19 protein-coding genes and 1 tRNA gene are annotated in these 25,025 nt (G+C 66.4%); 7 read left to right on the top strand and 13 right to left on the bottom strand.

The genetic code is table 11. The features are described 5' to 3' along the window. Positions 1 to 132: 132 nt before the first annotated feature. Genes Cocul_RS08220 through Cocul_RS08210 form a run of 3 tightly spaced genes read right to left on the bottom strand, consistent with a single transcriptional unit; the run spans position 133 to position 1,721 of the window. Entirely contained in the window at positions 133 to 918 is a 786-nt protein-coding gene (locus Cocul_RS08220; protein WP_055122812.1) for a lytic transglycosylase domain-containing protein, read from the bottom strand. Next, the gene (locus tag Cocul_RS08215; protein WP_055122811.1) at positions 908 to 1,516 is read right to left on the bottom strand and encodes a MazG nucleotide pyrophosphohydrolase domain-containing protein; all 609 of its coding nucleotides are present in this window, start codon (positions 1,514 to 1,516) and stop codon (positions 908 to 910) included. The genes Cocul_RS08220 and Cocul_RS08215 overlap by 11 nt, the downstream gene beginning before the upstream one ends. A 4-nt stretch (positions 1,517 to 1,520) precedes the next feature. Next, entirely contained in the window at positions 1,521 to 1,721 is a 201-nt protein-coding gene (locus Cocul_RS08210) for an antitoxin (protein ID WP_055122810.1), read from the bottom strand. A 107-nt stretch (positions 1,722 to 1,828) separates the two neighbouring features. Between Cocul_RS08210 and Cocul_RS08205 the strand changes: the two genes are divergently transcribed. Continuing rightward, positions 1,829 to 3,313 carry an amino acid permease gene (locus Cocul_RS08205; RefSeq protein ID WP_281176081.1) on the top strand — a complete coding sequence of 495 codons (1,485 nt, stop codon included), beginning with the start codon at positions 1,829 to 1,831 and terminating at the stop codon, positions 3,311 to 3,313. Positions 3,314 to 3,894: 581 nt separating this feature from the next. On the opposite strand, the gene Cocul_RS08200 is transcribed toward Cocul_RS08205, so the two are convergent. From Cocul_RS08200 to mfd, 9 genes are all read right to left on the bottom strand, one after another. Next, positions 3,895 to 5,214 carry a dihydroorotase gene (locus Cocul_RS08200; RefSeq protein ID WP_055122808.1) on the bottom strand — a complete coding sequence of 440 codons (1,320 nt, stop codon included), beginning with the start codon at positions 5,212 to 5,214 and terminating at the stop codon, positions 3,895 to 3,897. A gap of 20 nt (positions 5,215 to 5,234) precedes the next feature. Then, positions 5,235 to 6,161 (bottom strand): aspartate carbamoyltransferase catalytic subunit, encoded by a 927-nt coding sequence (locus Cocul_RS08195; RefSeq protein WP_055122807.1) that lies wholly within the window; start codon positions 6,159 to 6,161, stop codon positions 5,235 to 5,237. Beyond that, entirely contained in the window at positions 6,158 to 6,748 is a 591-nt protein-coding gene (pyrR, locus tag Cocul_RS08190) for a bifunctional pyr operon transcriptional regulator/uracil phosphoribosyltransferase PyrR (RefSeq protein WP_055122806.1), read from the bottom strand. The genes Cocul_RS08195 and pyrR overlap by 4 nt, the downstream gene beginning before the upstream one ends. Before the next feature lie 138 nt (positions 6,749 to 6,886). Beyond that, positions 6,887 to 7,354, bottom strand: a complete 468-nt coding sequence (locus Cocul_RS08185; RefSeq protein ID WP_055122805.1) for an arginine repressor — start codon at positions 7,352 to 7,354, stop codon at positions 6,887 to 6,889. Between the two features lie 92 nt (positions 7,355 to 7,446). After that, complete coding sequence (gene arcC, locus Cocul_RS08180) at positions 7,447 to 8,385, bottom strand: carbamate kinase (RefSeq protein WP_055122804.1); 939 nt, start codon at positions 8,383 to 8,385, stop codon at positions 7,447 to 7,449. Between the two features lie 29 nt (positions 8,386 to 8,414). After that, positions 8,415 to 9,413, bottom strand: coding sequence for an ornithine carbamoyltransferase (argF, locus tag Cocul_RS08175; RefSeq protein WP_055122803.1), 999 nt, complete (start codon positions 9,411 to 9,413; stop codon positions 8,415 to 8,417). Positions 9,414 to 9,449: 36 nt separating this feature from the next. Beyond that, positions 9,450 to 10,700: an arginine deiminase gene (locus Cocul_RS08170; RefSeq protein WP_055122802.1), complete on the bottom strand. Its 1,251-nt coding sequence runs from the start codon at positions 10,698 to 10,700 to the stop codon at positions 9,450 to 9,452. A gap of 45 nt (positions 10,701 to 10,745) precedes the next feature. Continuing rightward, on the bottom strand, positions 10,746 to 12,188 hold the full coding sequence (gene arcD, locus Cocul_RS08165; RefSeq protein ID WP_055122801.1) for an arginine-ornithine antiporter: 1,443 nt from the start codon (positions 12,186 to 12,188) through the stop codon (positions 10,746 to 10,748). A 253-nt stretch (positions 12,189 to 12,441) separates the two neighbouring features. After that, on the bottom strand, positions 12,442 to 16,005 hold the full coding sequence (gene mfd / locus Cocul_RS08160) for a transcription-repair coupling factor (RefSeq protein ID WP_150114445.1): 3,564 nt from the start codon (positions 16,003 to 16,005) through the stop codon (positions 12,442 to 12,444). A 313-nt stretch (positions 16,006 to 16,318) separates the two neighbouring features. On the opposite strand from mfd, the gene Cocul_RS08155 reads away from it, so the two are divergent. Further along, a tRNA-Gln gene (locus Cocul_RS08155) sits at positions 16,319 to 16,393 on the top strand. Between the two features lie 251 nt (positions 16,394 to 16,644). Here the strand turns inward: Cocul_RS08155 and Cocul_RS08150 are convergent. Next, complete coding sequence (locus Cocul_RS08150) at positions 16,645 to 17,292, bottom strand: S1 family peptidase (RefSeq protein ID WP_055122800.1); 648 nt, start codon at positions 17,290 to 17,292, stop codon at positions 16,645 to 16,647. 577 nt (positions 17,293 to 17,869) lie between these two features. On the opposite strand from Cocul_RS08150, the gene Cocul_RS08145 reads away from it, so the two are divergent. Genes Cocul_RS08145 through Cocul_RS08125 form a run of 5 tightly spaced genes read left to right on the top strand, consistent with a single transcriptional unit; the run spans position 17,870 to position 25,008 of the window. Beyond that, a complete protein-coding gene (locus tag Cocul_RS08145; RefSeq protein ID WP_055122799.1) occupies positions 17,870 to 19,132 on the top strand; it encodes a phenylacetate--CoA ligase family protein in 1,263 nt (420 codons plus the stop codon). Then, positions 19,129 to 20,343 carry an MFS transporter gene (locus Cocul_RS08140; RefSeq protein ID WP_069723605.1) on the top strand — a complete coding sequence of 405 codons (1,215 nt, stop codon included), beginning with the start codon at positions 19,129 to 19,131 and terminating at the stop codon, positions 20,341 to 20,343. The genes Cocul_RS08145 and Cocul_RS08140 overlap by 4 nt, the downstream gene beginning before the upstream one ends. After that, positions 20,340 to 21,377 carry a GNAT family N-acetyltransferase gene (locus Cocul_RS08135; protein WP_055122797.1) on the top strand — a complete coding sequence of 346 codons (1,038 nt, stop codon included), beginning with the start codon at positions 20,340 to 20,342 and terminating at the stop codon, positions 21,375 to 21,377. Before Cocul_RS08140 ends, Cocul_RS08135 begins: the two co-directional genes overlap by 4 nt. Continuing rightward, positions 21,374 to 22,528 carry a LuxE/PaaK family acyltransferase gene (locus Cocul_RS08130; RefSeq protein WP_055122796.1) on the top strand — a complete coding sequence of 385 codons (1,155 nt, stop codon included), beginning with the start codon at positions 21,374 to 21,376 and terminating at the stop codon, positions 22,526 to 22,528. The genes Cocul_RS08135 and Cocul_RS08130 overlap by 4 nt, the downstream gene beginning before the upstream one ends. Beyond that, positions 22,525 to 25,008, top strand: a complete 2,484-nt coding sequence (locus Cocul_RS08125) for an acyl-CoA reductase (RefSeq protein WP_055122795.1) — start codon at positions 22,525 to 22,527, stop codon at positions 25,006 to 25,008. Before Cocul_RS08130 ends, Cocul_RS08125 begins: the two co-directional genes overlap by 4 nt. Positions 25,009 to 25,025: the final 17 nt, after the last annotated feature.

Below are 25,025 nucleotides of genomic sequence, written 5' to 3'. Positions count from 1 at the left end.
TTCTGCTTCCGGGGGCGGCCCTGGGCGCGCCTTCCCTGCTCAATTGTTCCAGAAAATCGCCGCGCGTGGGTGTCTGAGTATGCCCGAACATGTTTGGCTTCTCGACGCCGCCGGCCGCCGCAGCCACCTCCGCTAGGACGCGGGCTGGCTTAGAGCGTAGGAGTTCGCCGCGTTGCGCACATTGACGAGGTATTCCTGCGACATGTTGTAGGAGTGGATCGCGTACTCCCACTGCTCCGCCTGGCTCAGATCCCGGCCGTGGCACAGCAGGTTCGCAGCGGAGAGGGCGGCATCGTCGATCTGCTGGGGATCGGCCGTGCCATCCCCGCTGGCGTCACGCCCGAAGCGCGACCACGACTCCGGGATAAACTGCATGGGCCCCACGGCGCGATCGTATTCGGTATCGCCGTCGAGGCGGCCACCGTCCGTATCCGGGATCTCCGCCACCCCGGGGGAACCATCGAGCGCGATGCCCACGATCGGCGGACTGACCACGCCGTCCTCCCCGATGCTGGAATGGTGGAACCACTTCCCCGAGTACGTGCCGTGGCGGGTCTCCACGTATCCCAGGCCCGCGAGCGTGGTCCACCGCAGGTGGCACTGCGGCCAGGCCTCGGCGGCGATGAGTTCCGCGTTGCCATAGGCCCGCAGGGCCGCCTCCGGGATCCCCGTCTGCTCGGCGAGGGGCTGGGCCCAAAAGCCCAACTTATCCGAGGTGCGCCCCTCGGCGTGCACGTCAATGACCGGTACCTCCGCCCCCGCGTTCGGTGGGGTGGTATCCGGGATCGGCTGCAAAGTACGCCCCACCGGGGAGTCGCTGAACACGGAGAAGGCCCAGGCGACGAGGGAGATGATGAGCACGACAGCCAGGATCACGCCGCACCCGCAACCCGCCGCTCTGCGTCCTTCACTCGCCATGACGGTCGATCGTAGCGCAGCGCTCCCTGTTCTTTCCCTCCGCCCATAGCCGCTCCTGCTCGGCCACCGGCACCACGCCCACCGTGCCGTCAAAGAGGTACGGCGCCCGCGAACGCATCTTGCGCACAAAGCTCATGGCCACGTCATCCAGGTCAAAGGCCCCGCGCTGCTCCGCAATCCGGGCATGAAAAAGAACCTGCAAGAGGACGTCGCCAAGCTCCGCACACAGGGCCGCATCGCCGCCGCCCGCGCGCACCTCCTGGGCCACCTCCCCGGCCTCCTCCAGGAGGTAAGGGATCAGGCTGGCGTGGGTTTGCTCCCGCTCCCACTGCCCCACCTCGCGGGCACGGGCCATCACGGCGCGGGCCTGGAAGAGGGCATCGCCCCGGCTCGGAGCGATCAGCACCTCGCAATCGTGAGGTATCTCATCCTCCCTGGTTGTCAGCAGCGTCCCCCCGCCGGGCTTCAGGTGCCGCCCCAGCAGGCGCACCACGGCGTGGGGAACCTCCTCGGTGCCGCGCACCGGCCCCTCGCAGCGCTCCCACACGTCCAGGGGAACCTGCTCGGGCCAGCGGGCGTCGAGAAGCACGGCGAACATGGGGCTACTGCTGCTCGCGCCCCTTGCCACCGATCTTGTCATCGATGGCGTTGCGCACCTTATCCACCTGATCGGCCTTATCCTCGCCCAGCTTGCTCTTGGCAAAATCGGCGGCCTTATCCAGCACCTGATCGGTCTGCTCCTCCGCCTTATCGGAGTTCAGAAACTCCGTGGCCTTCTTCTTCGCCTCGTCCATGAAACCCATGATTATTCATCCTTTCCTGAGCGTTTTATGCACTAACACCCCACCACGGTACGGGATGATGGACGTGCGGGTTTATCTCCGCTACCCCCATCCGATAAATTGGGTGGGTGACTGTAGGAAGCCCCCAGGAAGAACGCACCCGCTCCGTCCCCATGTGGACGCTCGTGGCGCTCATCATCGGTTCCACGGTGGGCGCCGGGATCTTCTCCCTCCCCCAAAACATCGCCTCCGTGACCGCCCCCGGCGCCATGCTCATCAGCTGGCTCATCGCCGGGGTGGGAATGCTCTCCGTGGCTTTCGTCTTTCACATTCTCGCCCGCCGCAAGCCCCACCTCAACTCCGGAGTGTACGCCTACGCCCGCGCCGGGCTGGGAGACTTCATCGGCTTTGCCTCCGGCTGGGGCTACTGGCTGGGCTCCGTGATCGCGCAGGTGGGATACGCCACCCTCTTTTTCACCACCCTGGGGCACTATGTTCCCCTCTTCTCCGAGCAGCACCGCTTTGCCACCGCCCTGGCCGTATCCGCGCTGACCTGGATCATCTTCGCGGTGCTGGCGCGCGGCGTGCAGCAGGCCGCCATGCTCAACACCGTGACCACCGTGGCCAAGCTGCTGCCCATCGTCTCCTTCATCCTGTTCACCGCCTTCCTGGGCTTTAGCTGGGAGCGCTTCACCCTGGACTTCTGGGGGCAAAACAGCGGGGCCAGCGTGTTCGAGCAGATTCAGGGCACCATGCTCTTTACCGTGTGGGTGTTCATCGGCATCGAGGGGGCCTCGGTATATTCCCGCCAGTCCCGCTCCCGGCGCGACGTGGGCCGCGCCACGGTGATCGGCTTCCTCTCCGTCCTCGCGCTCCTGGTCAGCGTGTCCACCTTCTCCTTCGGCGTGCTCACCCAGGAGGAACTCGCGGCCCTGCCGGATAACTCGATGGCCTCCGTGCTGGAGGTGGTGGTGGGCCCGTGGGGGGCGGGCTTCGTCTCCGCCGGGCTGTGCCTATCCGTGCTCGGGGCCTATGTTTCCTGGCAGATGCTCTGCGCCGAGCCGCTCATGCTCATGGCTGCCGACGGCCTCCTGCCCCGCAAGGTCGGCGCCACCAACGCCGCGGGCGCGCCCTGGATGGCGCAGCTGGTATCCACCGCCGTGATCCAGATGTTCGTGGTGGTGTTCTTCCTCAACGAGACCACCTACGTCTCCATGGTGCAATTGGCCACCATCTTGTACCTGCTGCCCTATCTCTTCTCCGCGCTGTACCTGGTGCTGCTCTCGGCCCGGGGGCGCGGGCTGACCCACCCCCGGGCGGGCATGGCCTTTAACGATTCCGGCCCCGCCATGACCACCCGGGACAACCAGCGGCACCTACTGGTGGGGGCGGTGGCGCTGGTGTATTCCCTGTGGCTCTTCTACGCCGCCGATCCCACCTACGTGCTCTTTGGTGCGCTCGCCCTGCTTCCCGGCCTGGTGCCGTACATTCTCACCCGGCTGCGCCGCCGCGAGCCGCTGTTTAGCCCCTTCGAGTGGGCCGTGGTGACGGTGGTGGTGCTGGCCTCCGCCGTGGCGGTGTGGGGGCTGGGCACGGGGGCGCTGAGCCTGTAGGACGGCGGCGTGGGCGTTAGCTCGCCTATAGTGGCTCACGTAAGGGAGATAAATCACAACGCTTAAGGGTGTGACCCCGCAATGCCACGAGGAATACATGCACGACGCCCCCGACCCATCGCCCTCATTTTCCTAGCGACCGCCTCCACAGCTGCACTTGCCGCCTGTTCCACCGAGAGCGACCAGCCCCTCCTGGACGCCGCAGAAGAGGCGGCCAAAGAGCGCGATACCGATACCGTGATCCTCACCCTACCCACCGTGTACGGCGAAGAGTGGGAAGATGTACGTCGCACTGTGTTCCGATGCGCCACAGGATCGGGTAGCGGAGGCGCTGGGCGGTCAAAGAAGATTCCCTGCCGGAATTACAGCAGGACGAGAACGCCCTGCTACGCATCAACGGCTCCGAGGTCAAGGCCGAAACACACCCCACCGAGACCTTCCTCCTGTGCAGCGGCAGCGCCGCCCCCGCCTACCGGCTGGGGGAGGAAAGCGTGTCCATCCGTGACGGCAGGCAGCTTTCCTCCCCCAACTCCCGGTGGTGGCTGCACAGTGTCTCCAATACGGAGCCGCTGCTCTAACTCTTACCCCTCGTGGGTGACCTTGCCGCGCAGCACGGTGGCGGCCACCCTGGTGTGGAACTCCATTCCGGCAAAGGGGGTGTTCTCCGCCTTGGAGGCCAGCTCGCTCGGCTCCACCGTCCAGGGCTGATCCTCGGTCACCACGGTGAGGTTGGCGGGTTCGCCCACCTCCAGGGGGCGGCCGTGGCCGGGCAGCTTGGTAATCTGCGCGGGGCGCTCGCTCATCACCTTGGCCACCCAGCGCCAATCCGCCAGGCCCTCGCGGACGAAGATCTCCGCGATGATCGCCAGGGAGGTCTCCAGGCCCAGCATTCCGGGCAGGGCGTGGTCGAACTCGCAGCACTTGTTCACCGCGGCGTGGGGGGCGTGGTCGGTGGCCACGCAGTCGAGCACGCCGTCGAGAAGCGCCTGGCGCAGGGCCGCCACGTCGGAATCCTCACGCAGGGGCGGGTTGACCTTGTTGACGGGATCGTAGGTTTCCAGGCGGGCGTCGGTGAGCAGCAGGTGGTGCGGGGTGACCTCGGCGGAGACCTCGATCCCCTGCTCCTTGGCCCATTTGAGCAGGCTCACGGTGCCCGCGGTGGAGGCGTGGCAGATGTGCACGCGCCCGCCGTAGTCTCGGCTCAGCAGCAGGTCACGGGCCACGATGGACTCCTCGGCGGCGCGCGGCCAGCCGCGCAGGCCCAGGCGGGCGGCGGTGGGGCCCTCGTGCGCCACGGCGGCCTCGGTGAGCGCCGGGTCCTCGCAGTGCTGAGCCAGCAGGACGTCGTGAGCCTTGGAGTATTCCACGGCGCGGCGCATGAGCGCGGAGTTGTCCACGCAGGTACCGTCGTCGGAGAATACGCGCACCCGGGACTGGGACTGCGCCATCATGCCCAGTTCCGCGAGTTCCTTGCCCTCGCGGTTCTTGGTGATCGCTCCCACCGGGTGTACGTCGCACAGTCCGGCCTCCTGGCCCTTGGCCCACACGGCGTCGGCCAGCACCGGCTGGTCGATCACGGGGGTGGTATTGGCCATGGTGAACACGGCGGTAAACCCGCCGCGCGCGGCGGCCTGGGAGCCGGTGGCAATGGTCTCTGCGTCCTCGCGGCCCGGCTCGCGGAAGTGCACGTGCATGTCCACCAGGCCGGGCAGCAGGACGCCGCCCTTGCCCTCCACCACGCGGTCGGCGGTGGCGTCCCCGGCGTCCAGGGAGGAGATGACGCCGTCGGTGACCAGGACGTTCACCGGCTCGCCCTCGCCGTACACGCGCACCTCGCGGATCAACAGGGTGCCGGACTCCGGCGCGTTGAGCGGGCCGGTCTGCGGATAATCGGTTGCCATGATGTGATTGTCTCCTTGTGTTATTCGCCCAGAACGGTGGCAAAGAGCACGGCCATGCGCACGTGCACGCCATTGGTCACCTGTTGCAGCACCACGGCCTGCTCGGAATCTGCTACATCATAGCCAATTTCCATGCCGCGCAGCATGGGCCCGGGGTGCATGACCAGCGCACCCTTGGGCATTTTTGCTAATCGACGCTCGCTGAGCCCATAGCCCGCCGCATACTCGCGGGCGGAGGGGAAGAACCCGCCGCGCATGCGCTCCTGCTGCACGCGCAGCATCATCACGGCGTCGGCGTCGGTGATCTCCGTATCCAGGTCATAGGAGGTCTCCACCGGCCAGGTCTCCACGCCCACGGGCAGGAGAGTGGGCGGGGCCACCAGCACCACCTGGGCGCCGACCTTGCTGAGCAGTTCCACGTTGGAGCGCACCACGCGCGAGTGCAGGCAATCGCCCGCGATAACCACCTTGCGATCCTTGAGTCCGCCGAGCTTCTGGCGGATCGTCAGGGCGTCGAGAAGCGCCTGGGTGGGGTGGGCGTGCTGGCCATCGCCGGCGTTAATCACGGAGGGGCCCTCGCCGCCGGGGGCCACCCACTGCGCCAGCTGGGCGGCCGCCCCGGAGCAGGGGTGGCGCATGATGATGGCCTCGGCGCCCACGGCCTTGAGCGTGAGGCCGGTATCGCGCAGGGATTCGCCCTTTTGCACCGAGGAGGAGGACGCGGAGATATTCACGGTATCCGCGCTGAGCCACTTGGCCGCCAATTCAAAGGAAGAGCGCGTGCGCGTGGAGTTCTCATAAAAGAGCGTGAATACCGTCTTGCCGCGCAGGGTGGGGAGCTTTTTGACCTCCCGCTCGGCGAGGAGCTTCTGGAAGTTATCTGCCTCATCGAGCAGGGAGGTAATCTCCTCCGCGCTGAGATCGGCAATGCTGAGTAGGTGCTTCATCGGGCGTTCTCCTCGCTGTTTTCCGCATTGTTCGCGCGGCGCAACAGCACCGCGTCACGGCCGTCGTTCTCATCGAGCAGCACGTCGATGTCCTCGCTCAGCGAGGTGGGCACGCTCTTGCCCACGAAGTCCGCGCGGATAGGCAGGCGACGGTGCCCACGATCCACCAGCACCGCCAGCTTCACGGAGTCGGGGCGGCCTAGTTCGCGCAGGGCGTCGAGCGCGGCGCGCACCGAGCGGCCAAAGAACAGCACGTCGTCCACGAGCACCACCGTGGCGCCGTCGATCCCCTCGGCGGGAATATCGGTGCGGTGCAGGGTGCGGTGCGGCCCGCTGGCGAGGTCATCGCGGTACAGGGTGATGTCTACCGCCCCCACCGCGACTTTTTCCCCCGAGAACTCTTCGATGCACTGGGCCAGGCGCTGCGCGAGGGGCACTCCCCTTGTGGGAATGCCTAGCAGCACCACCCGATCCCCCTGGTTGGATCCCAGCGCGGTTTTTTCAATGATCTGGTGCGCGATGCGCGCCACGGTGCGCTTGATGTCCGCTGCGCTCAGCAGCTCTACCTCGTGTCCGTGTGTGCTCATCGTGACCTCCTTCCCCGCCTCTCTGTGCGGCTATTTAAAGGATGTCTCAATATGAGGCGAGAAAATAACACACCTTTCCTCGCCTCACTTCACGCTAGCACAGCGCTTTATCCCACACCACTAATCATGGCTTATCTCTCAGTGAATAAATACCTCGCGGAGATCCTTTCCCGTCATTGGTTCGCGCGCCAGCACCAGGATTGTGTCATCCCCGGCAATGGTGCCCACCACCTCCGGCAGGCCCGCCGTATCAATCCCGCTGGCCAGGTATTGCGCCGCGCCCGGGGGCGTGCGCAGCAACACCCCAAAATTCACCACTTCCAGGCCAATCATGGTGCGCGCCACCAGTTTGCGCAGCCGCTCCCTGGGACCCGCGCAATGCAGGGCGGCGTCCGCCTCACGCTGCATATACACCGCGTGCCCGGCGGCGTTTTTCACCTTGCGCACACCCAATTCCTCTAGGTCTCGGGATAAGGTGGATTGTGCTACCTTAACTCCCACCTCCTTTAATAACGCAGATAATTGCGCCTGGCTGGTCACATCGTGGCGTTCCACCAAGCGGATAATCATGGAATGCCGGGCCATCCTCGTTGGCGTTTCTGGCATTTTATTTTCTCCAAAGAGTTTTATTGCATCGCGAGGAATAACTCCGCAGCGCCGGGGCGCGCCACCCGCACGCTCCCGGGCACCGGGGCTATTTACGCGGTGACCACCGTGCCGGTGACTCCGCTGAGTGCCTCCTTGGCGCAGGCCAGCGATGTAATAATGGCCTTGCGCTGAGGGTGGCCCTCCACAAATTGCAGGCAGGATTCCACCTTGGGCAGCATGGAGCCGGGAGCGAACTGCCCGGCCTCGATGTGCTCGCGCGCCTCGGCAGCGGTGAGCTGCGCCAGATCGCGCTGCTGCGGGGTGTGGAAGTCCAGGGCCACCTTTTCCACGGCGGTGAGGATAATCAACACGTCCGCGTCCACCTGCTCGGCGATCACGGCGGCGCAGCGATCCTTATCAATCACCGCCGCCACACCGGTGAGGCCATCGCGGCCCTCCACCACGGGAATACCGCCGCCACCGGCGGAGATCACCACGGCGCCGCTTTCCACCAGGCCCGCGATCACGGGGGACTCCACGATCCGCTGGGGCTGCGGGGAGGCCACCACGCGGCGCCAACCGCGCCCGGAATCCTCCGCGTACTGATGCCCCGTTTCCGCCGCCAGGCGCCGGGCCTCGTCCTCGGTGTAGAACCCGCCCACCGGCTTGCTCAGGTTCTCAAAGGCGGGGTCGCTGGCGGACACCACGGTCTGGGTAATCACCGAGGCACAGGGCTTGTTCAGCCCCCGGTGTGCCAGCTCGTTTTCCAGGGCCTGCTGAAGGTGATAGCCGATGTAGCCCTGGGACATGGCGGAACACTCCGGGAAGGGCACCACGGGGGTAGCGCCGCCGTGCTGGGCGGAGTAATCCGTGGCCACCTTGAGCATGCCCACCTGGGGCCCGTTGCCGTGGGTGACGATCACCTCGTGGCCCTCCTCCAACAGATCCACGATGGCGTGGGCCGTGGAGGTAATCAACCGCAATTGCTCCTCGGGGTCATTGCCCAGGGCGTTGCCGCCGAGAGCAATCACCATTCTCTGCGTGCTCATCGCAATACTCCTCCCCTGTTCTAGGGTTGTTAGGACAGGGTGGCGTACATGATGGCCTTGATGGAGTGCATGCGGTTCTCCGCCTCATCAAAGACGCGGGACTGCGGCCCCTCAAAGACCTCGTCGGTGACCTCCATCTCGGTGATCCCGAACTTCTCCGCGATCTCCGCCCCCACGGTGGTGGCGGTGTCATGGAAGGCGGGCAGGCAGTGCATGAAGATGGCGTCCTCGTGGGCCTTGGCCATGAGTTCCGCGGTCACCCGGTAGGGCTCCAGCAGCGCGATGCGCTCCTTCCACAGCTCCTCCGATTCCTCGCCCATGGAGACCCAAATATCCGTGTAGATGGCGTGCGCACCGGCCACGGAGGCCTCGGGGTCGTCGCTCAGCGTGACGCTGCCGCCGCTTTCCTTGGCGATCTCCCGGCAGCGCTCCACCAGATCCGCCTCCGGCATCTGCTCCTTGGGGCCGCAGGCCACAAAGTGCAGGCCCAGCTTCGCGCACACCACCATCAGGGAGTTGGCCACGTTGTTGTGCGCATCTCCCATGAACACGAGCTTGAGGCCCTTCAGCCCCTGGGGGAAATTCTCGGAGACGGTGAGCATGTCCGCGATCATCTGGGTGGGGTGGAACTGCGTGGTCAGGCCGTTCCACACGGGTACCCCGGCGTACTCGGCCAGGATCTCCACGTTCTTCTGATCGAAGCCCCGGTACTCGATGCCGTCATACATCCGGCCCAGAACGCGGGCGGTGTCCTCGATGGACTCCTTCTTGCCCATCTGCGAGCTGCCGGGATCGAGGTAGGTCACCCCCATGCCCAGATCCATGCCACCCACCTCGAAGGAGCAGCGGGTGCGCGTGGAGGTCTTTTCAAAGAGCAAGACGATGTTCTTGCCCTCCAGGTAGCGGTGCGGGGTGCCGGTGAGCTTGAGGTTCTTGAACTGGCGGGAGAGGTCGATGAGGTAGCGGATCTCCTCCGGGGTGAAGTCCAGGAGGGTGAGCAGGTGACGGCCGCTGAGGTTGACGGGCATGATGGCTCCTTTCGGGGAAAGAGTGAGACGGATTATCTAGTATTCGACGGGTTCGCGGGTGATGGGGCAGGTCATGCAGTGACCGCCGCCGCGCCCACGGCCCAGCTCGGCCGAGGCGATCTCGATGACCTCGATCCCGGCCTCGCGCAGGAGGGCATTGGTGTGCACGTTGCGGTCATAGCCCAGCACCACTCCGGGTTCTAGGGCCACGACGTTGTTGCCGTCATCCCACTGCTCGCGCTGCGCGGCAAAGGAGTTGCCGCCGGTGGGGATCACCCGCAGCTCCGGCAGGCTCAGGGCCTGGGCCACCACGTCCACGAAGGGCTTGGTCTCCGCGCGCACCTCCACGCCGCCGTCCGCGGCGGGATACAGGCTGATGGGGCGGATAGAGTCCACCACCTCCTTGTAGGCGGTGACGGTATCCAGGTTCAGGAAGCTAAACACCGTGTCCAGGTGCATGGAGGCCCGATCCGGGGCCATGGAGGCCACGATCACGCGCTGGGCGGCCCCCTTGGCAAAGAGCGCGGCCGCCATCTGGGAGATGGCCTGCCAGGAGGAGCGCTCCCCCATGCCCACCAGCACCACGCCCTTGCCCAGCGGCATGATGTCCCCACCCTCCAGGGTGGACAGGCCGTGATCCTGCGGATCCTGGGAATCGGAGCCGTACCAGAACTCGAAGTCCTCCTCCGCAAAGAGCGGGTGGAAGCGGTAGATCGCCTGATCCAGCAGGGTTTCCTGGCGGCGGGCGGGCCAGAACATGGGGTTTAGGCATACCCCGCCAAAGACCCAGGCCGAGGTGTCCCTGGTGAACTGGGTGTTGGGCAGCGGGTTGAGCAGGAACTCCGTGCCCGCGTGCGCCTTGGCGATCTCCTCGGTGATCTGCCCGGAGAAGTCCTGGGGCAGATCCTCATAGGCGATGCCGCCGATGAGGTATCGGGCCAGGTCCGCCGGGGCCATCTCCCCGAGCCAGGAGCGCAGTTCCGCGCCCACGCCGTAGCCCACCTGGTTGTGGGAGAGCTTGCGCTCCAGGAGCCACTGCCGGGCCTCCGGCTGGGCCACCACCTCCGTGAGCAGGGCGTGCTTTTCTAGCACCTCGATGCCCCGGGAGGTCATCTCCTCCTGGAAGCGGCGGTGATCTTCCACTGCTTTTTCCACCCAGAGGACGTCGTCGAAAAGCAGGTCGGCGGCGTTGCTCGGGGTGAGTCGCTCGTGGGCTAGGCCGGGTTCGCAGACCATCACTCGGCGGAGCTTGCCCACCTCCGACCATGCGCCCATCGCAATAGACATATCCTTCAAACCTTTCTCTCGCTCATCTTCTCACTGGGGAATGACTCATGGGGTCAGCGCGATGCTGCCGCTTGCGATGCCGATTACTCCAAGCACGGCCCCGATCACGAGGACGATAAGAATAATGTATTCAAACCAGGCGAGGTACGGGCGCGCATGCGATTCCTTCTTGGCCCAGAGGTACACCCCCAGGCCCGGCAGGTAGAGCAGCGCGGCCAGCAGGAGATTCTGCGTTCCGGCCGCGTACACCAGCCAGATGCCGTACCCCGTGGCCACGGCGGCGATCGCCGCATCGCGCCAGCGGGCCCGGTGTTCCTCCGGGGCGTAGCCCTCCCCGCGCAGCGTCACCAGCAGCGCATACAGCGCGGAAAGCAGGTACGGCACGAGGATGAGGGCGGCCGCCAGGGTGGCCAGGCTCAGGTACACATCGGAGGAAAAGTACGTCAGCAGGAGGCAGACCTGGGTGACGATGTTGGTCACCCACAGCGCCCGGGATGGGGCGCCCCGGTCATTGAGGCGTCCGAAGAAGGACGGCATCGTGCCATCAGAGCCCGGCACCTGCATGGTTTCCCCGCACAGGAGAATCCACGCCAGCACCGCACCCATCAGGGAGATCACCACGGCCGCGCTGATAAACCAGGAGCCCCACGGGCCCACCACCTCCGAGAGGACATCGCCCATGGAGGCATCGGGAAGCTGCGCGAGTTCCGCGCGTTCCATGATTCCCAGGGACAGGAGGTTCACGGCGATGAGGATGGCGAGCATGAACACAAAGCCCACGACGGTGGCCTTGCCGACGTCGCTGCGACGCCGCGCCCGCTGAGAGTAAATGGAGGCACCCTCGATGCCGATGAACACCCACACGGTGACCATCATCATGGCCTTGCTCTGTTCCATCACGCTGCCCAGGCCGGACTCCTGACCCCAGAAGTCATGCACGAAGAGGTCATAGCGGAACCCCACCGCCACGATCACGATGAACGTGACCAGCGGCACCACCTTGGCCACCGTGGTGATGGCGTTGACCAGGGCGGCCGTTTGCACGCCGCGCAGAATCAGGGCGTGGGTGAGCCAGAGCAGTATGGACGCGCACAATACCGCGGGAATGGTATTTCCCCCCTGGAAGATCGGGAAGAACTTTCCCAGGGTGGAAAAGAGCAATACCAAATACCCCACGTTACCGATGAGCGCGGAGAGCCAATAGCCCCACGCGGAGTTAAACCCCATATAGCTGCCGAACCCGGCACGGGCATAGGCATAAATCCCGTTATCCAGATTCGGCTTGCGCAGGGAGAGGAACTGATACACCAGGGCCAGGCAGATCATGCCCGTGCCCGTGATGGCCCAGCCGATGATGATCGGTCCCGCCGCTGCTGCGGCGGCAATATTTTGCGGCAAAGAAAAAACTCCGCCGCCAATCATTGAACCAACCACGAGCGCGAGGAGAGCAAAGAAAGACAAGCCCTTGTTGGCGTTATCCGTTTTCACGGCGCTTCTCCTTTTCTTTTACCTTCCGCCTCATGGGCGGTTCATAAAATACGCTATACCCTGCGGTAATAGCGCACAAGAATCAGAAGCGAACAAACGCCAAAAACGGGGAATATCATGCATGAAAATGAAAATACATCCACCCCCGGCCCCCAAACCCCGGCCTCATCGCCACAACCCCCAGGTCGCGGCGATAGGCAGTACCCATAATGAGCGATAGGTCACACCAATCAGTATGCGCCCCCGCGCGGCCCTATTCGCTGACGGAGACCACCGCCCTCCCCCGCTTCGCCCCCGCAGAACCGCCGCGCACGTTCACCGCCGGGACGTCGAAAAGCGAGGTCACGGCGTCCGCCGCCCACTGCAACAACTCCTCGTCGCGCAGCCTCGGGTCCGTCACCTTCGGCCCCGCCTTGGGGAAGGGCAACTGAATAGCCTTCGCCGCCGCCCGATACGTCGCCCCCGGATACAGCCGCCGCAACCGCACCTGCTTGGAATCAGGCAACTGCACCGGGTGCACCTTGATCCGGGTTCCCTGCACCCCAATATCGGTAATCCCGGCAGCGCGGGCCTGGTAACGCAGCCTCGCCACCGCGAGCAGCCGCAGCACCTCGCGCGGCACCTCGCCAAAGCGATCCCTCATCTCCACCACGATGGCCCGCAAATCCTCCTCCGAGGAGGAGGCGGCGATCTTGCGATACGCCTCCAGGCGCAACCGCTCGGAATTGATATACCCCTCCGGGATATGCGCGTCCACCGGCAGATCAATGCGAATCTCCTTGGGCCCCTGCTCCGTGGCGTCCAGGGGCCGCCCGCTGGCCAGGGCGCGGTACGTCTCCACCGCCTCCCCCACCAGGCGCATGTACAGGTCAAAGCCCACCCCCGCGATGTGCCCGGACTGCTCCGCGCCCAGCACGTTACCGGCACCGCGCATCTCTAAGTCCTTCATGGCCACCGCCATGCCCGCGCCCAGATCGTTATTCTGCGCGATCGTCGAGAGCCGATCATAGGAGGTCTCCGTGAGCGTGGCCCCGCGCGGATACAAAAAGTACGCATAGCCGCGCTCGCGGGAACGCCCCACCCGGCCGCGCAGCTGATGCAGCTGAGACAGCCCCATGTGATGCGCATTCTCCACGATGAGGGTGTTGGCGTTGGCAATATCCAGGCCCGTTTCCACGATGGTGGTGCACACCAGCACGTCATACTCCCGATCCCAAAAGCCCTGCACCGTGCGCTCCAGGATCTCCTCGCTCATCTGCCCGTGCGCCACCACGATGCGGGCCTCCGGCACCAACTCCCGCAACTCCCGCGCCTTCTTCTCAATATCGCGCACCTTGTTGTGGATATAAAACACCTGGCCATCACGCAGCAACTCCCGCCGAATCGCCGCTGCTACCTGCTGGCTCTCCTCCGCGCCCACATACGTGAGCACGGGGTGGCGATCCTCCGGCGGGGTCAAGATGGTGGACATCTCCCTGATCCCGGACATGGACATCTCCAGGGTGCGCGGAATCGGCGTGGCGGACATGGTGAGCACGTCCACGTGGCTGCGCAGCGCCTTGATGTGCTCCTTGTGCTCCACACCAAAACGCTGCTCCTCGTCCACCACGATGAGCCCCAGGTTCTTCCAGTTCACGCCCGTCTGCAACAGCCGGTGCGTGCCCACCACCACATCCACGGTGCCATCGGCCAGGCCCGCCACGATCTCCCTGGCCTCCGCCGTGGAGGTAAAGCGCGAAAGCCCCCGGATATTCACCGCAAAGCCCTCCATGCGCTCCTCAAAGGTCTTGAGGTGCTGCTGCGCCAACAGCGTGGTGGGCACCAACACCGCCACCTGACGGCCGTCCTGCACCGCCTTAAACGCCGCGCGCACCGCCACCTCGGTCTTTCCGTAGCCCACGTCGCCCACCACCACGCGATCCATCGGGGTGGAGCGCTCCATGTCCTCCTTGACGGCGTCGATAGCCGCCATCTGATCCTCCGTCTCCACGTAGGGGAAGTTATCCTCCATCTCCCGCTGCCACGGCGAATCCGGGGCGAAGGCATGGCCGGGGGCGGACTGGCGCTTGGCATATAACTCCACCAACTCGCTGGCGATCTCGCGCACCGCCGCGCGCGCCTTCTTCTTAGTGTTCTTCCAATCCGAGCCGCCCATCTTGGACAGCGTGGGGGCCTCACCCCCGGTGTACTTGCTCAGCAAGTCCAGCGAATCCATGGGCACCCACAGCTGATCGGCGGGCTGACCTCGCTTCGACGCCGCATACTCCAACACGATGTACTCGCGCCGCGACGTCTCGTCCCCCGCCTTGATGCTGCGCTCGGCCATCTTGATGAACCGCCCGATGCCGTGCGTCTCATGCACCACGTAGTCGCCCGTTTTCAGCGCCAACGGATCCACGCGATGACGACGCCGCGCCGGGCGACGCTTCGCGCCGGCAATATCGCCCACGCGGTTGCCCGTGAGATCCGTCTCCGTGAGCACCACCGCCTCAGAAAACACCAGGCCCGCGTGGCTGAGCGCCTGATACAGGGTCACCTCCCCCGCGCGCGGCTCCCAGGCCAGGGTGGCCACATGCGTGCGAATCCCCTGCTCCGCAAAGCGCTCCACCATGCGCTTGATCGCCCCGCTCGTGGGCGTGATGTACGCCGCGCGCCCGCCGCCGTTGGTGTGCGCCAGCAGCAGACCCATCATCTCCTCGATCTTGGGCAGATCGCCGCGCGGGGCCGGGGCCGCCTCGAAGTCCAGGGGCAGGGTATCCTCCTCCAGGCCCTCCATCATGCCGGGGGGAGAAAACGTCCACCACGGCACCCCGGCCCGGCGCGCGCTGGCGCGCAGGGACTCAAAGGAACGATACGAACTCGCCGTGAGATCCAGGCCCTGCGCGGAAATCGGGGCGGCCCCCTGCGCCCCCATCGCCGCGGCCTCCCACCCGGCCTCCAGGAACTCCCGATCCGTGGCCTCCAGATCCGCGATGCGGGAACGCACCTTCTCCGGGGTCACCCACACCATGTGCGCGCCCTGCGGGACTATCTCCGGCAACACCGCCAGCGGGGAATCGCTGAGCACCGAGAGCAGGGCCTCCATACCATCGGCGGGCTGCCCCGCCGCGATCTTGCTCAACAACTCCACCAGCGTGGGATTGCCCGGATACCGCCTGGCCAACTCCTCCGCCCGCGCCGCCACCTGGGGGGTGATGGGCAACTCGCGGGCCGGATACAGCTCCACCCCCGGCACCCGGCCCTCGGGCAGGGTGCGCTGATCCGCCACGGAGAACTGGCGGATCTCCGAGACCTCATCGCCCCACAACTCCACGCGCACCGGGTAATCTCCCGTGGTGGGAAACACGTCCACCATGCCGCCGCGCACGGCAAACTGGCCGCGCTTGGCCACCATGTCCACGTGCTCGTAGGCGCGGAGCACCAGTTGCTCGGTGAATTCCCCCAGGGCGTACTCCTCTCCCTCACGCACGACGATCGGGGCGCGCCCCTCCACCTCCTTCAGGAAGGGCTGGCTCATCGCCCGCGCGGCGGCCACGATCACCCGGTACCGCGAGCAGTTCTGTATCACCTCCGCGCGGCGACCCACGATGTCCACCCCGGGGCTCAACCGCTCGTGCGGCAGCGTCTCCCAGGAGGGGAACCACGCCACCTTATCCCCCAGCATGGCGCGCAACTCGGCGCTGAGGTCCTCCGCCTCCCGGCCCGTGGCCGTGACCACGATGACCGGCGCCTTCCTCGACAACGCCGCGATAACCCAGGGGCGCGCCTGATCCAGGCCGGTAAGGTGTAACTCCTGCTCCCCCACGTGGGTGAGCATTCCCTGAATCTTGGGGTCCTCGCCAACAACCTTGAGCAGGCCCGCCAGGGCGGGGGCTTGCGCGGTACCGTGGTCTGCCACCGTCACTATTCCTTACTTCCTCAGATAACTTCGTTCGGGTTCCCCGACTCACCGCGAGGCGGCGCGGCACACCGCACCCGCCCGGATTGTCCCACTCTACGCGCCCGCTTTTCGACGCCCTCTCCCAACCTTCCGGGGCCTCCCGGCGCTGTGCCGGGGCACGGCAATTGCGCCCGGTGCTGCACCATGCGCTACAGTGTATAAGCGCGCGTGACCGAGCGTTCACCCGCTATTCCCCATGGTGTAATCGGCAACACTACGGTTTTTGGTACCGTCATTCTAGGTTCGAGTCCTGGTGGGGAAGCCAATCGGGGGGGATTCACCACCAAAACCTTTTTCTGTTTATGCAGTTCAGGAACGTGCGTCGAGTGTGGCTAAAACGGTGATTATGATCGCTATGGGGCGGCGTGCGGGATTTTGCGGGATCGTGAGAGCCGAGTTCCTCCTCAAGCACCTTTACCCGGCCATAAAACGCATAAAATCACTCCCCGCAATCGGAATGCCGGGGAGTGATCCGCGGGTGCTCCCTGCGCACCACGCCATAAGTAGCCCGGAAGATTAGCCCAGGAGTTCCCGAATCTCGTTGATCGGGGTGTAGTAGGAGCGATTCTTCCGGTTGCCGCCCGCCAGCACGCCCACCAGCTCATCTTTCTCGTTGAGCAGCGCGCCGCCGGAGTTACCACCAAAGGTCTGGATATCGGCGGTAATCAGGTAGGAGGGATACTTGTTATCGCTCTGGAGAGAGCGCCACGTGGGGGTGGTGTCCACCATCGTGCCCATGCCGCGATTCCCGGGGGCATAAAAGGTCACCCGATCGCCCTCTTTCAGGGCAGCGGAATCCCCCACCCCGGCGTAGGCGCCGCTGATCTTCACCCCCGGCGCGAGGTCGATCTTGACCACGTCTAGTTCCTGCCCCTCGGGCAGATCGGAGCCGAGGGCGGAGATGGTGCCCACCGTGTGTCCGGTGCGGGCCTTGACCTCATCGCCCACCTTCCACATGTCATCGCCGCAGTGCAAAGCGGTGTAGGCGGTGGAAGTATCGGCGATGCTGAGGGAGCATCCCGCCCCGTAGTAGGAATAGATGGCGGCCCCTTGGCGCAGCGGGACGGCCGCGTTGGCGGTGGCCGCCGTGGCTAGCGGCGTCATGGCCACGGACAGGGCGGCCATCAGGCCCGCCAGGCGCGAGGCGCGCTTCTCCTTGGACAACAGGGCATCACCATGTCGATCATCCTTCCTCCGTGTCCGCCGTGGCGCGCGGCCGGACTCCACAACCGGGCTCCACAATCGGGCTCCGTGTATTTTTCGCGGCTAACCTTACATCACGCATCACATTCCCCCAATACCAAGAAAAGAGGTCTAGTAAAAAAATTCCTTTAGGAGACTTAATAATGTCCAGGACACACGCCCCGGCTCCCCCGCCACGGGGGTAAAAAGTGCTGCCATACCAAAAACTCACAGGAAGGACACAGAGATAATCTCATCTCCGACCGTAAGACGCACCACACCCTAAAAAACAAGAACGCTACGCCACCGCAATCTCCCCCGCACCACCGGCAACAGGAGATTATCCCGCCCCGCGCCCAACCACCAGGGAACCATCGGATATTCCCCGGACGCCCATAATTTCCCAGCCCACCGCAAGAAAGGTCAATTATGTGCGGCCGTCCCCACACGGCGCTGGCCGCGGGGGTATTCCACCCCCTGTTTCCGCATGCACTCCCCGCCCTGGCGATGAAAGATAGTTCCCTGAATAGAAAGTTCCCAGGCAAGTAAAGAAACAACCATGCCCACCTATCCCTTCGCGGAGCACCTCGCCTTCGTCCGTGCCCGCTCCCCCTTCTACTGCCAGCTCTACCGCGATCTCCCGGACAACCCCTCGCTCGGAGAGCTCCCGATCGTCGATGTGGCGTCGTTCTGGCGGGCCAACCACCCGGAGAACAACGCCGTGCTCACCGCGCCGCCATCGGACGCTCTGGTGCTGCGCAGCGGCGGCACCACCGGAAACCCCAAGTTTTCCTGGTGGTCCACCCAGGAGTGGCGGGAGTTTTGCGCAGCCTTCGGCCAGGGGCTCGCGGACACCGGCATCCGGCCCGGGGCGCGGGTAGCCAACCTCTTCTACGCGGGCGATCTCTACGCGAGTTTTACCTTTATCCTCGACTCCCTGGCGCAGTGCCCCATCGCCACCACCCGGTTTCCCTTCGGCGGGGCGCTGAGCCCCGAATACCTGGCGCACGCCCTGGCTGAGTTCAAGATCACCACCATTGCGGCCCTGCCCAGCACCGTCATCACCGTGGCCGAACACCTGGAGGCCCGCGGCCGCGCCCTCCCCGAGGTAGAACTGATCCTGGTGGGCGGGGAACTCCTTTTTGGGGATCGCCTTCCCCTCCTGCGCACCGCGTTCCCCCACGCCCGCGTGCATTCCGTGGGGTACGCCAGCGTGGACGCCGGCCTGTTGGGCAGGCCGGTTGCGGGGGACGATCGGCGCGTGCATGGCGGCTGGCGGCCCTATACCCTCACGGAGATCGTCGATGAGGATTCCGGCGCGCCCATCACCGAGCCGGGTAGGCCCGGCGCGCTGGTGGTCACGGACTTGCGACGCCGCCTCATGCCCATCGTGCGGTATCCCGTGGGGGATAGGGCCCAGTGGGTAAACCACGCGGACGCAACTTTCCGCCTCATGGGGCGCACGAGCGACGCCCTGCGCATCGCGTACGTGACGATGTACACCGAGGACGTACACGCCGTGGTTGAGCACGTAGATTCCGCCCGCGACATCACCGCCCTGCAACTGGTGGCCGTGCGCAAGAACGGTCTCGACGGGCTCGTGCTGCGGGCGGCCACGGCCCACCCCGATCCCCTCCGCCACGCGGCCCTGGGCAAGAGCATGATCGACGCCGTGCTGCGCGCCCGGCCCGCCTACGCGCAGGCCGTGGATCATCACCAGGTGCTTCCCCTGGCGGTGGAGTGGGTGCACTACCGCGATCTGGCCACTCACCCGCGTTCGGGCAAGCTCCTGCGCGTGGTCGAGCAAAGGCCGCTGGCATGAGCGCGCCGGTGATCCTGCGCAACCGGGCCTTCGCCGCCGTGTGGGTGGGCCAGTTCCTCACCCAGGCGGCCGCGCGGGTCTTTCAGGTGGGCGTGGTGTGGTGGATCGTGAGCAGCGTCGGCGGAATGAATCCCGGCCGCCAGTCCGGGGTGATCCTCATGGCCGCCACCGTGCCCGCCGTGGCCCTCGTGCCGGTTGTGTCCCGCCTCATCGCCCGGTATGACCACCGCGGCCTGCTTGCCGCGATGGCGGGGGCGGCAGGGTTATTGGCCGGGGTGGGCGCAGTACTCAGCCACAGCTGGGCGCTGCCCTTCGAGGTGCTCTGCGTTCTCGCACTGTTGCTGGCCTCCTGCCAGGCCGTCTTTGATCCCTGCCTCACCACCTCCATTCCCGAACTGGTGGATGATGAGGACATGGAGCCCGCCACCGGATTCCAGCTGGCCACCCAGTCCATCGCCAGCCTCAGCGGCGGGTTCTTGGGCCCCCTGGTGGTGGAGGCCACGGGCCTTTCCGGCCTGCTGGGGCTCTGCGCTGCGGCCTACCTGGTGGCCGCCGTGCTCATCGCCACGCGCCGTTTCCCTCATCGGGCGTCCGGCGGTCACTCGAAGGCTCAACCGGCACCCCGTCCGGGCCGCGTGCTGCGTCGGCTGCCCTCGGTGCGCCACATGCTGCTGTGCTTTACCGCCGCGAACTTCTTTAGCACGGCGGTCTTTGTGCTCCTTCCGCTCTTTGCCCGCAGCACCCTCCAGGCCACGGGGGCCACCGTCTCCGCCTTCGAGGCGGCCCTGGGCGCGGGAACCATGCTGGGGGCCGCCCTGGGGCCCCGGCTTCGGCTGCGATTGAGCACCATCGGCGGTGGCGGGCTGGCGCTGGCCGCCCTGGGGCTTGCCGCCCCGGGCCTCCTCCCACGCCCGTGGGTCGCCGTGGTGGGCCTGGTAGTGGCCGGGGCGTGCATCGGGGCCATCGGGGTGCGCTTTGTCTCCTACTTTCAGCGCCGCGTCCCGGCCGCGGATAAGCCGGCGTTCTTCGCCGTCATGCAGGCGCTCATCAGCGCCACCCTGCCGGTATCCTCCCTGGTCTTTGGCTCGCTGGGGGACGTGCTTCCGGTGCGCCTCCTGCTGTTGATTCAGGGGGCCGGGCTGCTTCCCGTGGCCCTGGCCGCCTGGCGGGTGGCCTCCCGCTTGAAAGAGGAAAAGGACAAGCGCGCATGATCGCCACCGTGCAGGACGCCCCCGCCCTGATCCGCCTGTTCCAGGAGGTCTACGGCGGCCACTACCCCCTCGCCCTGGGCCGGGATCTCGCGGAAACCCAGCGCCTCTTGGCGCTGCCCTCTACCCATTGGCGGGTGATCCGCGATGAACACGGCGGCCTGATCGCCTCCGCCGTGGTGCTGGTGGACACCGAGCGGCGAGTGGGGCTGCTCGGCGGGATCGCGGTGCACCCGGATCACGGCGGGCGCGGCCTGGCCCACCGTGTTTCCGCCGCCGCGTGTCAGGCCGCCTTTGCCAGCGGAACCCTGGATTCCGCCTACTCCACCGTGCGGCTGTGCTCCCCGCGCGCGCAGGAGGTGGTGATGGATCAGGGTTTTCACCCCACCGGTGTGCTGCCCGGCGCGGCCAGGTTGGCGCGGCAGGAAAGCCTGGGGTTCTTCGTGCGTCACGCGCCGGGTGCGGTGGAACGCAGGTCGGCTCCGTCGGTTCTTCCCGCCGGGCTCATGCCTCTATACTCGCGCGCCCTGCGCAATCTCTCCCTCGCGGACGCGCATCCCCCGCTGGCAAACCTGGATCACACTGCCGTTTCTCCAACACCGGCCACGGTTTCGCTGCACCCGGTGGATCAACACCGATACCTCGCCACGGCTACCACAGCCGCCGGGCTTACCGTGCACCTCGCCCTGGATCTCAACGCCGCCGCCAGTAGCGCGCACCTGCGAGAGGTGCGGCCGCACCCCGGCGTTTTGCCTCTTATCGCCCCCGCTCTCTACGCGGAGTTGCAGCGCAAGGGCATCACCTACGTGGAGGCCTCGGTGCCCCTGGATCGCACCGGCGCCGTCACCGACGTTCAAGCGTACCTGGCGGCGGGCATGGCCCCGGCGGCGTACTACCCCGCCGCCCGCCGCCGTGCCGATAGCCTCCATGACCTCGTGATCCTCGCCCACTCCCACATCGCCGTGGAGGAATGTGCGGTGCGTCCCTGCGCGGAGGTCGCCGCCTTTCTCTCCCCCAAGGAAACAGAAACAGCATGACTCCCCCTTACCTCGCCCCCCTGCGGGTTCCCGATCCGCAGGCGCTGCCGCATCTCCAAGAGCTGTGCGATCTGCGCGCCCCCTACACCCTCACCCCGGATTCCGTGCGCCTCTTCGACCTCGCCATGCAGGAGATTAACGCCTGGCACCGCGCGCGCAACGAGTTCTGGCGCAGCCTCACAGAGGCCGATCCCCATGCCGCCCCGCCCATTCCCGCCGCCTTCTTCAAGCGGCACGAAACTCTCTCCGTCCCGCGCGAGCAGGTGGCCGTGCACCTGACCTCCTCGGGCACCAGCGGGCAGAAGTCCCAGATGTTCTTCGACCGGTGGTCCATCTCCTCGGCGCAGCGCATGGTGGCGTTCATCTTTGATCACTACGGCTGGCACACCCCGCAGCAGGAGGTGGATTACCTCCTGCTGAGCTACGAACCCCAGCGCAACCTCAAGGTGGGCACCTCCTTTACCAACACCTACCTCTGCGATTTCGCCCCCGCCCGGCACGTCACCTACGCCCTGCGCTGTTGCAGTGCGGCAGGCGACACCCCCGCGCACGAGTTCGATCCCTTCGGCTCGATCCGCGCCATCGAGCGCGCAGCTGCCGACGCCGTCCCGCTGCGCATCTTCGGCTTCCCGGCCTTTCTCACCGCCATCCTGCGGCGCAGGGAGGCCCTGGGATACCGCCCGCTGCGGCTGGCCCCGGAATCCCTGGTATTCCTGGGCGGGGGGTGGAAAAACCACGCGGACAAGCAGATCCCCCGGGAGGAACTGCGCGCCCTCATCACCCGCACGCTGGGTATCGCGCCCGAGCGTATCCGGGATAGTTTCGGCTCCGTGGAACACTGCGTGCCCGTGGTGGAATGCCCCCGGCACCGCCTGCACCTGCCGGTGTGGTCCCGCGCGGTGATCCGGGACGTCGCCACGCTTGCCCCCTTACCGCACGGGCGGCGCGGATTCCTGCACCTGATGAGCCCGTATATCACCTCCGTTCCGGCGCACAGCGTGCTCATGGGGGACATCGCCAGCGCCCACCCCGCCGAGGAATGCGGCTGCGGGGCGCACACGGACTGGATCGCCCTGCACGGCCGCGCCGGGGTAAGCCGCAACCGCAGTTGCGCCATCGCCGCCGCCGAACTGTTGAAAGGACGCGCATGACTCACCTCTGGCAAGGGGAAACCCTCACCGATGACCAAGCGTTTTCCCGCCTGGATGACCTCGACGCGCTCACCCGCCAAGCGCTTGCCACCCCGCTTGCACCCCGGGTGGTTCTCGATGCCTGCGCGGCGCTCAGCGAGCAACTCGCCGCCGATTCCCCGCTGCGCGCCCGCCTGGGATTCCTCGGCCCCGCCACGCTAGACGCGCTGGTGGCGTCTCTTTCCCGCAGCACCCTTGAGAGTCGCCTGCTCCGGGAGCTGGACGATCGCGTCCACCCCAACCGCCTGGGCCGCCCGGACGCGCACCGCACAATCTACGAGGCCTGGGTTCCCCTCGGATTACTCGTGCACGTAGCCCCCGGCAACGCCCCAGCCGTGGGGGCGCTCAGCGTGGTGGAGGGGCTGCTCACGGGGAACATGAACGTGCTCAAAACCGCCAGCGGGCAGCGCGATGCCTCCGTGGCGATCCTCTCCGCGCTGGCGGAGGCGGACCCCACCGGGGCCATCGCGCGTCGCATCATCGTGCTCTCCTTTTCCTCCCGGCAACAGGACTGGCTGGCGGCGCTGTGCCGCCACGCCGACGGGATCGCCGCCTGGGGCGGCGAGGAAGCCATCGACGCGCTGCGCGCCCTGGCCCCGGCCGGGTGCCGCGTGGTGGCCTGGGGCCACCGCATCTCCTTCGCCTACCTCACCGCCCAGGCCGCCTATGATGACGCCACGCTCGACGCCGTGGTGGCGGATACCTGCGCCCTGGCCCAGCAGGCCTGTTCCAGCCCCCAGGTGATCTACCTCGACACCCAGGACTTCGCTGAGGTCACGGGCCTAAGCGAACGCCTGGCCGCCCGGCTCGGCGGCATCGCCCCCTCCGACCTCACCCCCTCCGAGGCCGAGCGCGCGGAGATCACCACCGTGCAGCGCGTGGCGGAACTAGAGCAACACCTGGGCCTCACCCAGGTCTACGCCGATCCCGCCGGGCGGTGGCGGGTGATCGCGGATCGTCGTCAAGCATTAACCGCCTCCCCGCTCTACCGCAGCCTGTGGGTCAAGCCCCTGCCCCGCGAGCAGATCGTGGAGGTGCTGCACCCCATGCGCCGCTACCTGCAAACCGCCGCCGTGACCGGTACCCCGGCCGAGGTCGCGGACCTCTCCCGCCGGCTCATCACCGCCGGGGTCACCCGCGTCACCTCCTGCGGAAGCATGATCGCAGGCTATCCTGGCGAACCGCACGACGGCCTCTACCCCCTCCAGCGCTATTCGCGGCGGGTCTCCGTGCACCGCACCGAGGAGGCATATCGCACCATCGCAGCCCTTGACGATCTCCTTCCCCAGCCCGATCCGGTGCGCCCACGGGGGCTTCCGCTCATCGGCAAGGCCGAGGTGCAGGACTCGCTGCCGCACCTGCCCGCCGCCGCCACCGAACTTCTCTTCCAGTCCGGGGGCTCCTCCGGCGCCCCCGCCCTCTCCGCCTACACCTACCGGGATTACACCGATCAGATGCGCGCGGTGGCGGAGGGTCTGCTCGCCTCGGGCTTCGACCCCGCCACCGAGCGGGTGGCCAACCTCTTTGTGGGCGGGAACATGTACGGCGGCTTCTTGAGCTTCTTCACCACCCTGGAACACCTCGGCGCCGCGCAACTGCCCATCGCCATGCCCGCCGACCCGGATTACGCCCGCATCGCGGAACTGGTGATCCGCCACCGCGCCACCACGCTCTTTGGCATGCCCTCCCACCTGTGGCGGCTGCTTCACGAGCAGCGCGAGGCGTTCCTGCGGTACGGCGGTATTCGCGCCCTCTACTACGGCGGGGAGCACCTCCACCCCACCCAGCGCGAGGTACTGCGCGAGGAGTTTGGGATCACCACCATCCGCTCGGCCACCTACGGCAGCACCGACCTCGGCCCCCTGGGATACCAGTGCCAGCACTGCACCGGCTCCGTCCACCACCTGCACGCCAGCCTCGTGGACGCGGAGGTGCTGCACCCCGACCGCGACGAGCCCATGATCCCCGGCGAACCCGGCAGGCTGGTGTTCACCTCCCTGCTGCGCACCGGCCAAAACCTACGCTGCTACGAGATCGGGGATCTGGGCCGCCTCGTGCCCAGGCCCTGCGACTGCGGCAGCCTGCTGCCGCGCGTGGAACTCCTGGGCCGCTACGGCGACGTGATCCGCGTGGGCAGCCGCTCCTTCCACTACCAGGCGTTTGTAGACGCCCTGGCCCAGCGCTGCGGCTACGCCGGGGACGTGCAGGTACAGGTGGAGTGGCGCGGCGACCGCGAGCACGTTGTGGTGCTTATCGACGCCACCGCCTGCCGCTTCTCTGCGGAGACAGCGCGGGAGGCTTTGCTTGATAACGTCCCCCACCTTAGGCTCGCCTGTAAAGAGGGGTTAATGAGCGTGGAAGCGCGCGTGATTTCCCCCGAGGAATTTGAATACGCCGCCTCTAGCCGAAAGCTGAAAAGGTTGGTGGATAGGCGGGGGTGATAAAGGGGAGCCTGGAG

Source organism: Corynebacterium oculi (assembly GCF_001412105.1).
GTDB classification, from domain to species: Bacteria; Actinomycetota; Actinomycetes; order Mycobacteriales; family Mycobacteriaceae; genus Corynebacterium; species Corynebacterium oculi.
This window is presented reverse-complemented; position numbering and strand designations above follow the sequence as displayed.

Bases quoted from the DNA above. Each gene is read 5' to 3' on its own strand.
- Cocul_RS08125 (WP_055122795.1), top strand. From the start codon at position 22,525: ATGACTCACCTCTGGCAAGGGGAAACCCTCACCGATGACCAAGCGTTT.
- arcC (WP_055122804.1), bottom strand. From the start codon at position 8,385: ATGAGCACGCAGAGAATGGTGATTGCTCTCGGCGGCAACGCCCTGGGC.
- Cocul_RS08210 (WP_055122810.1), bottom strand. From the start codon at position 1,721: ATGGGTTTCATGGACGAGGCGAAGAAGAAGGCCACGGAGTTTCTGAAC.
- Cocul_RS08170 (WP_055122802.1), bottom strand. From the start codon at position 10,700: ATGTCTATTGCGATGGGCGCATGGTCGGAGGTGGGCAAGCTCCGCCGA.
- pyrR (WP_055122806.1), bottom strand. From the start codon at position 6,748: ATGAGCACACACGGACACGAGGTAGAGCTGCTGAGCGCAGCGGACATC.
- Cocul_RS08200 (WP_055122808.1), bottom strand. From the start codon at position 5,214: ATGGCAACCGATTATCCGCAGACCGGCCCGCTCAACGCGCCGGAGTCC.
- Cocul_RS08195 (WP_055122807.1), bottom strand. From the start codon at position 6,161: ATGAAGCACCTACTCAGCATTGCCGATCTCAGCGCGGAGGAGATTACC.
- argF (WP_055122803.1), bottom strand. From the start codon at position 9,413: ATGCCCGTCAACCTCAGCGGCCGTCACCTGCTCACCCTCCTGGACTTC.
- mfd (WP_150114445.1), bottom strand. From the start codon at position 16,005: ATGCTCACCCACGTGGGGGAGCAGGAGTTACACCTTACCGGCCTGGAT.
- Cocul_RS08220 (WP_055122812.1), bottom strand. From the start codon at position 918: ATGGCGAGTGAAGGACGCAGAGCGGCGGGTTGCGGGTGCGGCGTGATC.
- Cocul_RS08145 (WP_055122799.1), top strand. From the start codon at position 17,870: ATGCCCACCTATCCCTTCGCGGAGCACCTCGCCTTCGTCCGTGCCCGC.
- Cocul_RS08140 (WP_069723605.1), top strand. From the start codon at position 19,129: ATGAGCGCGCCGGTGATCCTGCGCAACCGGGCCTTCGCCGCCGTGTGG.
- Cocul_RS08135 (WP_055122797.1), top strand. From the start codon at position 20,340: ATGATCGCCACCGTGCAGGACGCCCCCGCCCTGATCCGCCTGTTCCAG.
- Cocul_RS08215 (WP_055122811.1), bottom strand. From the start codon at position 1,516: ATGTTCGCCGTGCTTCTCGACGCCCGCTGGCCCGAGCAGGTTCCCCTG.
- Cocul_RS08130 (WP_055122796.1), top strand. From the start codon at position 21,374: ATGACTCCCCCTTACCTCGCCCCCCTGCGGGTTCCCGATCCGCAGGCG.
- Cocul_RS08185 (WP_055122805.1), bottom strand. From the start codon at position 7,354: ATGCCAGAAACGCCAACGAGGATGGCCCGGCATTCCATGATTATCCGC.